This window comes from Citrobacter amalonaticus (assembly GCF_002918555.1).
Taxonomy (GTDB): Bacteria; Pseudomonadota; Gammaproteobacteria; order Enterobacterales; family Enterobacteriaceae; genus Citrobacter_C; species Citrobacter_C amalonaticus_A.
The window spans coordinates 723,096-738,074 of record NZ_PQMB01000001.1; the positions used below are offsets into that span (position 1 = coordinate 723,096).

A 14,979-nucleotide genomic window follows, 5' to 3' on the forward strand; every position below is an offset into this window, starting at 1 on the left:
AATTAGCGGTCCACATCTGACATAACAAAATCGATACTACCCAGATGGACGATCAGGTCGGACACCAGGCTGCCGCGTACCGCCACCGGGATCTGCTGCAGATGCGCATAGCTCGGGGTACGAATACGGGTACGATAACTCATGGTGCTGCCATCGCTGGTCAGGTAGTAACTGTTAATACCCTTGGTCGCTTCCACCATCTGGAAGGACTCGTTCGCCGGCATGACCGGGCCCCACGAAACCTGCAGGAAGTGGGTGATCAGGGTTTCGATATGTTGCAGCGTACGCTCTTTCGGCGGCGGCGTGGTCAGCGGGTGATCCGCTTTAAACGGCCCTTCCGGCATGTTATTGAGGCACTGCTCAAGGATACGCAGACTCTGGCGCAGCTCTTCTACTTTCAGCATCACGCGGGTATAGCAGTCGGAGACACCGCCGCCAACCGGCACCTCAAAGTCGAAGTTTTCGTAGCCAGAGTACGGACGTGATTTACGCACGTCGAAATCGATACCGGTCGCACGCAGCGCGGCGCCCGTGCAGCCCCAGTCCAGCGCTTCTTTCTTACCGTAAGCGGCAACGCCCTGCGAACGTCCTTTCAGGATGGTGTTGCGCAGTGCGGCTTTCTCGTAGGAATCCAGACGCTTCGGCATCCAGTCCAGGAAATCGCGCAGCAGCTTGTCCCAACCGCGAGGCAGGTCATGGGCAACGCCGCCAATACGGAACCAGGCCGGGTGCATACGGAAACCGGTGATCGCTTCCACTACGTCATAGATTTTCTGACGATCGGTAAAGGCGAAGAAGACCGGCGTCATCGCGCCGACGTCCTGAATAAACGTGGAGATGTAAAGCAGGTGACTGTTGATGCGGAACAGCTCAGAGAGCATGACGCGAATCACGTTGACGCGATCCGGCACGGTGATGCCCGCCAGCTTTTCCACCGCCAGCACGTACGGCATTTCGTTCACGCAGCCGCCGAGGTACTCGATACGGTCGGTGTACGGGATATAGCTGTGCCAGGACTGGCGTTCGCCCATCTTCTCAGCACCACGGTGGTGGTAGCCGATGTCCGGCACGCAGTCGACAATCTCTTCGCCATCAAGCTGGAGAACAATGCGGAATGCACCATGTGAAGACGGGTGGTTAGGGCCGAGGTTGAGGAACATGAAGTCCTCGTTTTCGGTGCCGCGCTGCATGCCCCAGTCTTCCGGTTTGAAGGTCAACGCCTCCATCTCCAGATCCTGTTTCGCTTTGGTCAGCTCAAACGGATCGAACTCCGTTGCCCGCGCCGGATAATCTTTCCGCAGCGGATGGCCTTGCCAGGTTGACGGCATCAGCAGACGCGTCAGGTGCGGGTGACCGTCGAATTCAATACCAAACATGTCCCAGGTTTCACGCTCATACCAGTTGGCGTTCGGGAACACTTTAGTGAAGGTCGGCACGTGCAGATCGTTTTCAGACAACGCCACCTTGAGCATGATGTCGCGATTGCGCTCAATGGAAATCAGGTGGTAGAAAACGGAAAAATCCGCGGCGGGTAACCCTTCGCGGTGTGTGCGCAGACGTTCGTCCATACCGTGTAAATCAAACAGCATGACGTAAGGCTTTGGCAGTCTCTTTAAGAAGTCGCCCACTTCCAGTAATTGTTCACGCTTGACCCAAACAACGGGTACACCCGTCCGGGTCGCCTGAACGGTAAAGGCATCCGGCCCAAAACGGTTGCGCAGTTCGCCAATGACCGGATCGTCAAGGTGATCCCTGGTCTGCCATGCGGCTTCTTGCGCGGTTAAGTCGGTCATATTTTTCACCATTGCAAATGGTCCGTGGTGACTGTCGACAGGGCTTCGCGCTATTTATCCACTTTATCCTTCATGCTGACGCGTTGATGCAACCTGAATGATTTTGTGTATATCTAATAATAAGCGAAGTTAAAACGCCGCTGCCGACAGGCGCAAATTAAATCTCGTCTGGTGTACGCAGATTGGTGACTGCGATGCGTTCGCCGCGCTTACGCTCGCGCTCTGACTGCATATTGGCGCGATAAACGCCCTGATCGCCAACCACCCAGGAGAGCGGACGACGTTCCTTACCAATAGAATCCTGCAACAGCATTAACGCCTGCATGTACGCTTCAGGACGCGGCGGGCAGCCAGGGATATAAACATCCACCGGGATAAACTTATCAACGCCCTGCACCACAGAATAGATGTCGTACATACCGCCGGAGTTGGCGCATGCGCCCATGGAAATAACCCATTTCGGCTCCAGCATTTGATCGTACAGACGCTGGATTACCGGCGCCATTTTGGTAAAGCAGGTACCCGCTACCACCATCAGGTCGGCCTGACGCGGGGAAGCACGGAGTACTTCTGCGCCAAAACGCGCCACGTCATGTACGGCGGTGAATGAGGTCACCATCTCTACGTAGCAGCAGGAAAGGCCGAAGTTATAAGGCCAGATTGAGTTCTTACGACCCCAGTTAACCATGTCATGCAGCTTACCCATGAACACGTTTTTATTAACTTCTTGCTCCAGGGGGTCGGTTACGATCTCCTGTTTTTGCAGGGGGTAACGGTCATTCTCACCGTTAGGATCTATGCGGGTGAGCGTATAATCCATCTTAATGCCTCGCGGTTAGCGTTGACGGTTAGCGATACTGTTTTCCGGGTTCATACGCTCGCGGCGTGAACGTGCGGGCGTCCAGTCCAGCGCGCCAATACGCACCAGGTAAACCAGACCTGCCAGTAACACAAAAATAAAAATTGCAGCTTCCACAAAGCCAACCCACCCGCTTTCACGAATAGAGGTTGACCATGCGTACAGATACAGTGCTTCAACGTCGAAGATAACGAAGAACATGGCTACCAGGTAAAACTTGGCAGACAGGCGTAAGCGAGCGGTGCCGACCGAGTCGATACCTGATTCAAACGGGACGTTTTTCGACCTCGCGCGTGCGCGACCGCCCAAAAACCAACCGCCGATCAACATCAGGCAGCACAGGCCAATGGCGACAATAAGAAAGATTGCGAATGCCCAGTGATGAGCGATGACTTCAGTGGATGTTGACATACTCATTGCTTACTCATCAAAAGTGACGCCAAATTCTCTGCTCTTTTCGGCAAATGAACGCCACATCGATTCATGGGGAGGAATAAAAAAAACCTTACAATCACTGTAGAAAACGATTTATACAGCCAATTGATGGGGTTTTTTACTCCTTTCTATAACCTTTTGTCAACTTTAACAAAAGTTCCTTCACATTAATTTACATGACCACAACACCATTAACATTTAATGCTTTTTAGCCGTAAAACCGACTTTACGAAAGCCAAAGTTTGGATTGTTGAATCGTGTCCGTTGCGAAGTAAAAGGGTAATACCCGCCTATTTTGACAGGAATTCACGCTGATTCCTCCCCCTAAATGAGAGTATTTTCTTGATCTGCGACACGCTTTTGTTAATTCACCCTAAAAAACAGCAACAATTTCTCTTGTTTTTTAACATGGCAATTCAGCTACGCTGTAACTGACGCCTGTAGGCGTAACGTTGAAGCGGCACATTTTACCTGCTGATTTACAGCGTTTTTTGTCTTGTCAAAATGACGTCTCTCCGATATTAGTACAAAAAAAGAGCCACTGACTGTTTTTCCAGCATCAGTGGCTCTTTTTTACATTTACATTTTAAGACTTATTTTGTGATGCGTTACTCAAAATCACCTTCGACCAGCACAGAGTCATCTCCGCTTTCCGAAGTCAAATGACTGTACTGCCACGGATTTTGGTAGGTATTCATCGCCTGATAGATAACCTGCGCCAGCTCATTTTTGCTTGCTGGATCGCAACACAACAGATATTCCGTATCAGGTAACGGGGGTAAACCATCCACGGCCCCCAGTACGCGCAAATCCGGACTCATCATCTCAACCGGACGCGCCGTGACGCCAAGACCCGCTTTCACCGCCGCACGAACCGCAGACAACGTGGAAGCAACATAGGCCAGACGCCAGGGAATGTTCGCCGCGTTGAGCGTCGCCAGAACCACATCGCGGAACGGGCTCGGATCGTCTAACAGCACTAACGGTACAGGTTCTCCTTTTTGCAGCACATATTCTGCTGCGCAGTACCAGTGAGTGGGAGATGTACGCAGATTCAGACACTCAAACGCCCCTGGGCGATTGGTCGTGACAATCAGGTCCACTTCCTGCGCCTTCAGCATATCCACCATAAACGCATTACGCTTGACCCTGACATCCAGCGCAAGTTTCGGATATACCGAACTAATCCGGTTAAGCAGGAAAGGCAGTATCGTATCGGCGGATTCATCGGAGGCGCCAATAGTTAACACCCCCTGAAGATTACTGAACATTAATGATGAGCAGGCCTCATCATTAAAGCGCAAAATTTTTCTGGCATAACCCAGAAGCTGAATGCCGTGTTCAGTCAACAGTTTGTTACGGCCATGACGGGCGAAGAGTTCCTTCCCCACGAGTTGCTCGAGACGCTGCATTTGCTGGCTAACCGCGGACTGAGTACGACACACCGCTGTCGCCGCCGCCGCAAACGTGTTCAGATCGGCAACAGCAACAAAGGTTCTCAGCAGATCGAGGTCGAGGTTAATTATCGGACGATTTGCATTTATCATATTTTATCACTTACTGGCGGCTCATACTGAGCATGTTCAATGCTGTGCATACAGAAACAAGCAATTCCATTTGTAATGTGCTTCCCTTGCAGTACCCCCTGTGACAGGCGGCTGAATGTAAAAATGTATATCACGTTACTGGTGAAATGCTACCCACTTTTCCCTGCTATAATACGTGCCGTCACCATACTGGATATTTCATTGAGGAAATACTCATTCATTATGATGTCTGCCGATTTCTGCAATTGGTAGATATGTAAATTTTGTAAAAAACGTAAATAGAGACATAATGCTTTGCGATTTTAGAAAAAATCATAAAAAACAATTATGTAAAACCAAAAGCCGTCACAGACATTTGCAAAGTACGTATACTGCAGGCCATTTCATCCCGGATATCTTAACCTAAAACCTTTTTATTTATAAGTATTAATGCGAATAATCTGATGCAAAGTTTTGTTATCTTAATCAAGGTAATCCTGTATTATTAATGTCTTTAGTAAAGACTTTCTTAATATTAAATAATAATTAATTAGAGACGCAATCATTCATTAATTATGCTTAACATTAGATTCACACTCCAGTGTTAGCAACCCACGCCGATAATAGTAACAAGGTTAAATCTTTCACTATTTGCGAAATAATGAATACCGTCACGCGGGACAAGACCTTTTTTTCGCAAAACTTTGACGTTTCGTTAACAAGACGATCCACCAAAGTAAAAGCCAAAATAAAGAATAAAAAACCATACAATTATAATTATTAAGATTTTTCAACCAATAATTTATTCATTATTAAGTCACTCACTGCGTGTCGATCTGCCACGTATGAGCAAAATCTTCTTCTGTACACCCTTCAAAACTCACCGCCGGGGGAGTACATTGTTCTGGGCTGACTTCCACGGCAGGGAGTGGCGATAACAGCAAAAGGTCAAGGTTCATGTCCCCCATTGAAAAATCCAGCAAATTAGAAAATGTCTGTTATGACATTCGTGGCCCCGTTCTGAAAGAAGCAAAGCGTCTGGAAGAAGAAGGCAATAAAGTTCTGAAACTGAACATCGGTAACCCGGCGCCTTTCGGATTTGACGCACCTGACGAAATCCTGGTGGATGTCATTCGAAATCTGCCAACCGCCCAGGGATATTGCGACTCGAAGGGGCTGTATTCTGCGCGTAAAGCGATCATGCAGCATTATCAGGCACGCGGGATGCGCGATGTCACCGTTGAAGATATCTATATTGGCAACGGTGTCTCAGAGCTTATCGTGCAGGCCATGCAGGCATTGCTGAACAGTGGGGACGAAATGCTGGTACCGGCGCCGGATTACCCGCTATGGACGGCGGCAGTCTCGCTCTCCAGCGGAAAAGCCGTGCACTATCTTTGTGACGAATCCTCAGACTGGTTCCCGGATCTGGATGATATTCGCGCTAAAATCACCCCACGTACGCGTGGCATCGTCATCATCAATCCGAACAACCCAACAGGGGCCGTCTATTCCAAAGAGCTGCTGATGGAGATTGTTGAGATTGCGCGCCAGCATAATCTCATTATTTTCGCCGATGAAATCTACGACAAGATCCTTTATGACGATGCCGAGCATCACTCTATTGCCGCGATGGCGCCGGATCTGTTAACCATTACCTTCAACGGTCTGTCTAAAACCTACCGCGTTGCAGGTTTCCGTCAGGGCTGGATGGTGCTGAACGGCCCTAAAAAACACGCTAAAGGGTATATTGAAGGCCTTGAAATGCTGGCTTCAATGCGCCTGTGCGCTAACGTCCCGGCACAGCACGCGATCCAGACCGCGCTGGGAGGCTACCAGAGCATCAGCGAGTTTATTTTACCCGGCGGGCGTTTGTATGAGCAGCGCAATCGGGCATGGGAGCTGATTAACGAAATCCCCGGAGTCTCCTGCGTGAAACCACGCGGCGCGTTGTATATGTTCCCCAAAATTGATGCAAAGCGCTTCAATGTTCATGATGACCAGAAGATGGTGCTCGATTTTCTGCTACAGGAAAAAGTGCTGCTGGTACAGGGGACGGCGTTCAACTGGCCGTGGCCGGATCACTTCCGCATTGTGACGCTGCCGCGAGAGGATGACCTGGAAATGGCCATCAGCCGTTTTGGAAGATTCCTCTCAGGTTATCACCAGTAATCCTGAAATCAGGCTACTCCGGTAGCCTGATTTGCATCTTGTCTCCGCGCCCCCCACAATGAAACCTGTCGCAGTGAAGACAAAAGGTAACCTATGAAGCAGAGCCATTTTTTTGCCCATCTCTCCCGCCTCAAACTCATTAATCGCTGGCCTCTGATGCGCAACGTGCGCACGGAAAATGTCTCCGAACATAGCCTGCAGGTCGCCATGGTTGCCCACGCGCTGGCAGCCATCAGGAACCGTAAATTCGGCGGTCAGCTCAATGCTGAACGCATTGCGCTGCTGGCGATGTACCACGATGCTTCTGAAGTGCTGACCGGCGACCTTCCTACTCCGGTGAAATACTTCAATTCGCAAATTGCACAGGAATATAAAGCCATTGAGAAGATCGCCCAGCAAAAGCTGGTAGATATGGTTCCTGAAGAGCTGCGGGATATCTTTGCCCCGTTGATTGATGAACACGCGTATAGCGAAGATGAAAAGTCGATCGTTAAGCAGGCCGATGCGCTTTGCGCCTACCTGAAATGTCTGGAAGAACTTTCAGCTGGTAATAATGAATTTCTGCTGGCAAAAACGCGGCTGGAAAAAACGCTGGAGTCACGACGTAGCGAAGAGATGGACTATTTTATGGAGGTGTTCGTACCAAGCTTCCATCTCTCGCTGGATGAAATCAGCCAGGATTCGCCGTTATAACGATTGTTGCCGGATGGCAGCTGACGCCGGTAAGCGCAGCGCCATCCGGTCCCATCAGAACGGAAACAGCAGCGGGATCATCAATACACACACGACCATCACTATAATCGTGAATGGGACGCCCAGTTTGATAAAATCACTGAAACTGTAATTGCCGGGCCCAAGAACCAGCGTGTTAACCGGTGACGACACTGGCGTCATAAACGCGGCGGAAGCGGCCATCGCAATTGCCATCGCAAACGGATAAGGCGATACGCCCATTGTTTTTGCCGCCGCCAGCGCAATAGGCGCCATCAATACGGCTGTTGCGGTATTGGAGATAAACAACCCAATTGCTGAGCACAGCACAAACAGACAGCCCAGCATCATGTATGGCCCGTAGCCCCCGCCGACATCCATGAGTCCTTTAACGATCAGATCGACACCGCCCGTTTTTTGTAACGCGAGGGCAAACGGCATCATGCCGACAATTAAAATAATACTCGGCCAGTGAATGGCTTTATAGGCGCTTTCCGCATCGATACAGCGGAATTTCCCCATCAGCAAACAGGCAATAATCGCGGCAATCGGGTTGGGAATTTCGTCAGTCAGCATCAGCGCGACCATCAGCACCAGACAAAAAATCGCATGGGGCGCCTGGCTGTGTGCCGGTGAGGCTTCACTGACCTCTTCCGGCAGATTGAGAGCCACAAAATCGCGCCCTTGCTTCGCCAGCATACTGATGAGTTTCCAGTTACCAACGACCAGAATAATGTCGCCCATCAGCAGCGGTTCATCGGAAAGCGAACCTTCCTGCGCCACGCCGTCGCGCTTAAGGCCCACAACGTTCAGCCCGTAACGGGTACGAAAGCCAATTTCACGCACCGATTTTCCGATCAGCTCCGACTCAGGTATTAACGAAACCTCCGCCATCCCGACATCCAGCGCCTGATCGGAGAAATACTCACCGCGCAGCACCATCGGTTCGAGTAATTGTTCGCTGCAAAACTGTCTCAAATCAACGTCCGCTGCCGACATATCAATCAGCAACACGTCACGGGCGCGAAATTCCGACACCCCATTGACGTTCACAATCACCCGCCGAAAACGCCGCCAGCGTTCAACGCCGATGACATTCGCCCCATAGCGTTCACGCAGCTTAAGATCGTCGAGTCGCTGTCCCACCATCGGCGAACCGGGCCGGATAGCCAGGCGGCGCGCGCGTCCGGTCAGACGATACTCTTTGATTAAGTCACGGAAGGTACGGCGTTTCCAGCCGTCACGCTGCTGTGCAGGGTTATCCCCTTTAAGCATAAATCGCATCAGCAGCATATAGATAATGCCCAGCACCAGAACCACCAGGCCAATTGGCGTTACGCTGAAGAAGCTGAATCCCGCATATCCTTCGCGCAGCAACTCACTGTTGACCACCAGGTTAGGCGGCGTCGCCACCAGGGTCATCATACCGCTAATCAACCCGGCAAAGCTGAGCGGCATCATCAGGCGCGAAGGTGAGATCTGCATACGCATTGACACGCTGAGCACCACCGGAATAAAGATAGCCACCACCCCGGTTGAACTCATGAAGGCGCCAAGTCCCGCAACGGTCAGCATCAGCAGAACCAGCATTTTAACCTCACTGCTGCCTGCCACTTTCACCAGCCAGGCACCCATTACGGTGGCCACGCCAGTACGTACCAGCCCATCGCCAATAATAAACAGGGCGGCGATCAGTACAACGTTAGGATCGCTAAAACCGGAAAAGGCCTCGGAGAGGTTAAGGGTTCCACTGAGAACAAAAGCCACGATGACAAACAAAGCAACCGCGTCCATACGCACTTTGCCCGTCGCAAACATGATAACGGCAACCGCTAATAAGAAAAGAACCCAAATCAATTCACCGTTCACAACATATCCTTGTTAAATGAGAGGGATGGACTGATTCTGCCATAAAAAAGCCCCGAGGAGACGGGGCTAAATCATGATCAGGCATTTCTTAGAACAACCACGTCGCCATTTGGCTGTTTGGTCACCGATATTTGGTCCAGACGGGTTAGCGCAAAGTCAACCTCATCCAGGCGCGGCGTCTCCTCTGGCGCATTAACGGCAATAACGTGGCACCCCGCCGCCAGCCCGGAAAGCACTCCCGCAGGCGCATCTTCCACTACCGCGCACTCACCCGGTGCCAGGCCAAGCAGCTGTGCGCCCAACAGATAGGCATCCGGCTCCGGTTTTCCTCTTTTTACCCGCTCGGCAGTGACAAACACTTCGGGGGCAGGAAGGCAAGCCACCCGATGACGCGCGCGCGCCACCGGCATTGACCCGGAGGTGACAATGGCCCACGGGATCCCGACTTTATTAAGGTGATTAAGCAGTTCAATTGCCCCCGGCAGCGCGGTAATCCCGGCCGTCCCGGTCGCCTCAATTTGTTCCAGACGCGTAAACTCGGCGGCAATCTCTGCCTCTGACTTGCCCGCCATAAAATGGCGCAGAGAAGTGATTGCCTGCTTGCCATGAATAAATCCCAGCACTTCATCATGAGCAAGACCGAAACGATCGGCCCAGTTGCACCACGCTCGTTCTACCGCTGGTAAGGAATCGACCAGCGTTCCATCCAGATCAAACAGAAAGCCTTTGCACTGCACACTCACCTCCTCAGGCATTAATGATTTGATTGATTTCGTTCGAACTCAGGTGATACTGACGCGGGCAAGCGTGCCATACGCTCAGCATCCGCTGGTATTTTTCCCACATCGGGGTCTGGGCGTTGAAGCCGTGAGTACCGGCATCAAAATGGGTATAGCGCCCTTCTACATTGACCATAAAGCGAACATAACCCAGGTATCGCGCTTCTGTAGCAGCATCAAAGCCCAGGAACGTTACGCGGCGCTCATCAATGGTTTGTGCATCTTTCAGGTTAGTCCAGGATACATGCAGCGCGTGGTACATCTCCATAATGTCGATCACCGTACGGCAGGTTTCTTCTTTCAGTTCACCAAACTCACGATCCAGCTCGCGCATCTGCAAGCCATAACCGCGTTCGATAATCGTCTGCAGTCGACGATAACGTTCAGCGTTGGTCGGATCGAGCATAGTCATCATTTTATACTGATTAGACAAAATCAGACGTTGAGCGTTGGTCATTTCCATTTTGGGACTCCTGTATCACTCTGGTACTGCAAAAAAAAGAAGGCATCAGTGTGCCTTCTTTTATATGCGTAATCAGGGGGCAATTACAAATCATCAAGGAAAGTTTTATCCAGTTGTTTGAAGGCGCGCTTAAGCGTGTCAGCTAACGCCTGATAATCCGGCTTTCCTTCAACCGGCGTCAGTGCCTGTCCGGCTTCCTGTAATTTACCGCGAACTTCATAAAACCAGTTCAGGATGGTCGGGGGCAGCGGTGTAACCGAACGCTTACCCAACCACCATAGCCCCTGCATTGGCAAGCTGAGTGCAAACAGCGCGGTGGCTACCGCGGGTCCCAGCTGACCGCCCAGCGCTATCTGCCAGCACAGGGTAAAGATGGCGATCGGCGGCATAAAACGAATCGCGTAGCGGGTCATGCGTATTACACGATTTTCGACAAAGACCGGCGCCAGGCGCTTTTCCATCGGCCACGTCTTTGAGTAGTGCTGCCCCCGGCGAAACAGACTAAAAAAATTTACGGAGCGATTATCCGGCATCGACATGGCTTACCTCAACTTCACATATAAAAATTCAAAAAATTGTGCAAAACAACAACTACGAGGGACAACGTTCAAAACATTTTGTCTTCGATACCCACTATCGGGTATCCTGTATCAGCCTGTAGAAGGCCTGTAGTCCAAAATCATTGAGTCGTCAAATTTACATATAGTATGCCATTGGCTGAAAAATACGCAAAATGGCATAGACTCAAAGGTATTTATTCCATCATGTCAAAAAAGATTAGTGGGCATGATGTTAATCATAAATGTCAGCGTCATCATGCGCTACGCTTTATGGCTTCCTGACGTTTTTTTAGCCACGTATCAATAATAGGTACTTCCATGTCGAGTAAGTTAGTACTGGTTCTGAACTGCGGTAGCTCCTCACTGAAATTTGCAATCATCGACGCAGTTAACGGTGAAGAATACCTTTCTGGTTTAGCCGAATGTTTCCATCTCCCGGAAGCACGCATCAAATGGAAAATGGATGGCGGCAAACAAGAAGCGGCTTTAGGTGCAGGCGCCGCTCACAGTGAAGCGCTGAACTTTATCGTTAATACTATTCTGGCACAAAAACCAGAACTGTCTGCGCAGTTGACCGCAATCGGTCACCGTATCGTACACGGCGGCGAGAAGTATACCAGCTCCGTGGTCATTGATGACTCTGTTATTCAGGGTATCAAAGACTCTGCTTCTTTCGCGCCGCTGCATAACCCGGCTCACCTGATCGGTATCGCTGAAGCGCTGAAATCCTTCCCGCACCTGAAAGATAAGAACGTTGCCGTGTTTGACACCGCGTTCCATCAGACTATGCCGGAAGAGTCTTACCTCTATGCCCTGCCGTACAGCCTGTACAAAGAGCACGGCGTACGTCGTTACGGCGCACACGGCACCAGCCACTTCTATGTGACTCAGGAAGCCGCAAAAGCGCTGAACAAGCCGGTTGAAGAGTTGAACATCATCACTTGCCACCTGGGCAACGGGGGTTCCGTTTCTGCTATTCGTAACGGTAAATGTGTTGATACCTCCATGGGCCTGACCCCGCTGGAAGGTCTGGTGATGGGTACCCGCTCTGGTGACATTGACCCGGCGATCATCTTCCACCTGCACGACACCCTGGGCATGAGCGTTGACCAGATCAACAAAATGCTGACCAAAGAATCCGGTCTGCTGGGCCTGACTGAAGTCACCAGCGACTGCCGCTATGTTGAAGACAACTACACCACCAAAGAAGACGCCAAACGTGCGATGGACGTTTACTGCCACCGTCTGGCGAAATACATCGGCTCTTACACTGCGCTGATGGATGGTCGTCTGGATGCCGTGGTCTTCACTGGTGGTATCGGTGAAAATGCCGCGATGGTTCGCGAGCTTTCCCTGAGTAAACTGGGCGTTCTGGGCTTTGAAGTCGACCACGAACGTAACCTGGCCGCGCGTTTCGGCAAATCTGGTTTCATCAACAAAGAAGGTACCCGTCCTGCGGTGGTGATCCCAACCAACGAAGAACTGGTTATCGCGCAAGACGCGAGCCGTCTGACCGCCTGATTTCACACCGCCAGCCATAACGCTGGCGGTGCTGTTTTGTCACCCGCCTGATGTCGGCGGTAACGAAAGAGGATAAACCGTGTCCCGTATTATTATGCTGATCCCTACCGGAACCAGCGTCGGCCTGACCAGCGTCAGCCTCGGCGTCATCCGTGCTATGGAACGCAAAGGCGTTCGACTGAGCGTCTTTAAGCCAATCGCTCAACCTCGTGCCGGTGGCGATGCGCCCGACCAGACAACCACTATCGTTCGTGCAAACTCTAATCTGCCCGCGGCTGAACCGCTGAAGATGAGCCACGTTGAGTCTCTGCTGTCCAGCAATCAGAAAGATGTGCTGATGGAAGAGATCATCGCGAACTATCACGCCAGCGCGAAAGACGCTGAAGTCGTACTGGTTGAAGGCCTGGTCCCAACCCGTAAGCACCAGTTCGCGCAGTCCCTGAACTACGAAATCGCCAAAACGCTGAACGCGGAAATCGTCTTCGTCATGTCCCAGGGTACCGATACGCCGGAACAGCTGAACGAGCGTATTGAACTGACTCGCAGCAGCTTCGGCGGCGCAAAAAATACCAGCATCACCGGCGTTATCGTCAACAAGCTGAACGCCCCGGTTGATGAGCAGGGCCGTACTCGCCCGGATCTGTCTGAGATTTTCGACGACTCTTCCAAAGCGCAGGTGATCAAAGTCGATCCGGCTAAACTGCAGGAGTCCAGCCCGCTGCCGGTTCTGGGCGCGGTGCCGTGGAGCTTTGACCTGATCGCAACGCGTGCAATCGATATGGCGCGTCACCTGAACGCCACCATCGTTAACGAAGGCGACATCAACACCCGCCGCGTGAAGTCAGTGACTTTCTGCGCGCGCAGCATTCCGCACATGCTGGAGCACTTCCGTGCAGGTTCCCTGCTGGTCACCTCCGCTGACCGTCCGGACGTACTGGTTGCCGCTTGCCTTGCCGCGATGAACGGGGTGGAAATTGGCGCCCTGCTGCTGACCGGCGGCTACGAAATGGACGCGCGCATCAATAAACTGTGCGAACGCGCATTCGCTACCGGCCTGCCGGTATTTATGGTGAACACCAATACTTGGCAGACCTCCCTGAGCCTGCAGAGCTTCAACCTGGAAGTACCGGTTGACGATCACGAGCGCATTGAGAAAGTTCAGGAATATGTCGCTGACTACATCAACGCTGACTGGATTGACTCCCTGACGGCGACCTCTGAGCGCAGCCGTCGTCTGTCGCCGCCAGCGTTCCGTTATCAGCTGACCGAACTGGCGCGTCAGGCCGGTAAACGCGTCGTGCTGCCGGAAGGTGACGAACCGCGTACCGTTAAAGCGGCAGCTATCTGTGCTGAACGTGGTATCGCAACCTGCGTGCTGCTGGGTAACCCGGAAGAGATTAACCGCGTTGCGGCGTCGCAGGGTGTTGAGCTGGGTGCGGGCATTGAAATCGTCGATCCTGAAGTGGTTCGTGAAAGCTATGTCGCTCGCCTGGTTGAGCTGCGTAAGAGCAAAGGTATGACCGAAACCGTCGCCCGCGAACAGCTGGAAGACAACGTGGTTCTCGGTACCCTGATGCTGGAGCAGGATGAAGTTGACGGACTGGTTTCCGGCGCGGTTCACACCACGGCGAACACCATCCGTCCGCCGCTGCAGCTGATCAAAACGGCACCGGGCAGTTCCCTGGTTTCTTCCGTGTTCTTCATGCTGCTGCCGGAACAGGTTTATGTTTACGGTGACTGTGCGATCAACCCGGATCCGACCGCTGAACAGCTGGCAGAGATCGCGATTCAGTCCGCAGATTCCGCCATTGCTTTCGGTATTGAACCGCGCGTGGCAATGCTCTCCTACTCCACCGGCACTTCTGGCGCGGGTAGCGACGTAGAAAAAGTCCGTGAAGCGACTCGTCTGGCGCAGGAAAAACGTCCTGACCTGATGATCGACGGCCCGCTGCAGTATGACGCTGCCGTCATGGCTGACGTTGCGAAATCCAAAGCGCCGAACTCTCCGGTTGCAGGTCGCGCGACCGTGTTCATCTTCCCGGATCTGAACACCGGTAACACCACCTACAAAGCGGTACAGCGTTCTGCCGACCTGATCTCCATCGGGCCGATGCTGCAAGGTATGCGCAAGCCGGTGAACGACCTGTCTCGTGGCGCGCTGGTAGATGACATCGTCTACACCATCGCTCTGACCGCGATTCAGTCTTCCCAGCAGCAGTAATAATCTGCCCCCGTTGCGCGGCTCCGGCTGCGCAACTCCGATCCGGAAATAGTGATATTTCCGGATTTTT

General features: G+C 52.1%; 12 protein-coding genes. 4 read left to right on the plus strand and 8 right to left on the minus strand.

What is annotated here, in order from left to right:
- Positions 1 to 2: 2 nt before the first annotated feature.
- From nuoC to lrhA, 4 genes are all read right to left on the minus strand, one after another.
- Positions 3 to 1,805: an NADH-quinone oxidoreductase subunit C/D gene (gene nuoC, locus C3432_RS03600; protein ID WP_103775301.1), complete on the minus strand. Its 1,803-nt coding sequence runs from the start codon at positions 1,803 to 1,805 to the stop codon at positions 3 to 5.
- 145 nt (positions 1,806 to 1,950) lie between these two features.
- Entirely contained in the window at positions 1,951 to 2,613 is a 663-nt protein-coding gene (gene nuoB / locus C3432_RS03605) for an NADH-quinone oxidoreductase subunit NuoB (protein WP_003028075.1), read from the minus strand.
- Between the two features lie 15 nt (positions 2,614 to 2,628).
- On the minus strand, positions 2,629 to 3,069 hold the full coding sequence (nuoA, locus tag C3432_RS03610; RefSeq protein WP_103775302.1) for an NADH-quinone oxidoreductase subunit NuoA: 441 nt from the start codon (positions 3,067 to 3,069) through the stop codon (positions 2,629 to 2,631).
- Positions 3,070 to 3,695: 626 nt separating this feature from the next.
- A complete protein-coding gene (gene lrhA / locus C3432_RS03615) occupies positions 3,696 to 4,634 on the minus strand; it encodes a transcriptional regulator LrhA (protein ID WP_103775303.1) in 939 nt (312 codons plus the stop codon).
- 936 nt (positions 4,635 to 5,570) lie between these two features.
- Between lrhA and alaA the strand changes: the two genes are divergently transcribed.
- A complete protein-coding gene (alaA, locus tag C3432_RS03620) occupies positions 5,571 to 6,785 on the plus strand; it encodes an alanine transaminase AlaA (RefSeq protein ID WP_103775304.1) in 1,215 nt (404 codons plus the stop codon).
- 93 nt (positions 6,786 to 6,878) lie between these two features.
- Positions 6,879 to 7,478 carry a 5'-deoxynucleotidase gene (gene yfbR / locus C3432_RS03625; RefSeq protein ID WP_103775305.1) on the plus strand — a complete coding sequence of 200 codons (600 nt, stop codon included), beginning with the start codon at positions 6,879 to 6,881 and terminating at the stop codon, positions 7,476 to 7,478.
- Between the two features lie 54 nt (positions 7,479 to 7,532).
- Here the strand turns inward: yfbR and C3432_RS03630 are convergent, their stop codons facing one another.
- From C3432_RS03630 to yfbV, 4 genes are all read right to left on the minus strand, one after another.
- Positions 7,533 to 9,365 (minus strand): SLC13 family permease, encoded by a 1,833-nt coding sequence (locus tag C3432_RS03630; RefSeq protein WP_103775306.1) that lies wholly within the window; start codon positions 9,363 to 9,365, stop codon positions 7,533 to 7,535.
- 77 nt (positions 9,366 to 9,442) lie between these two features.
- Entirely contained in the window at positions 9,443 to 10,120 is a 678-nt protein-coding gene (locus C3432_RS03635) for a sugar phosphatase (protein WP_103775307.1), read from the minus strand.
- On the minus strand, positions 10,113 to 10,607 hold the full coding sequence (locus tag C3432_RS03640) for a YfbU family protein (protein ID WP_103775308.1): 495 nt from the start codon (positions 10,605 to 10,607) through the stop codon (positions 10,113 to 10,115). The genes C3432_RS03635 and C3432_RS03640 overlap by 8 nt, the downstream gene beginning before the upstream one ends.
- Before the next feature lie 83 nt (positions 10,608 to 10,690).
- Complete coding sequence (gene yfbV, locus C3432_RS03645; protein ID WP_103775309.1) at positions 10,691 to 11,146, minus strand: terminus macrodomain insulation protein YfbV; 456 nt, start codon at positions 11,144 to 11,146, stop codon at positions 10,691 to 10,693.
- Positions 11,147 to 11,485: 339 nt separating this feature from the next.
- On the opposite strand from yfbV, the gene ackA reads away from it, so the two are divergent.
- Positions 11,486 to 12,688, plus strand: coding sequence for an acetate kinase (ackA, locus tag C3432_RS03650; RefSeq protein ID WP_103775310.1), 1,203 nt, complete (start codon positions 11,486 to 11,488; stop codon positions 12,686 to 12,688).
- A 79-nt stretch (positions 12,689 to 12,767) separates the two neighbouring features.
- Entirely contained in the window at positions 12,768 to 14,909 is a 2,142-nt protein-coding gene (gene pta, locus C3432_RS03655) for a phosphate acetyltransferase (protein ID WP_103775311.1), read from the plus strand.
- Positions 14,910 to 14,979: the final 70 nt, after the last annotated feature.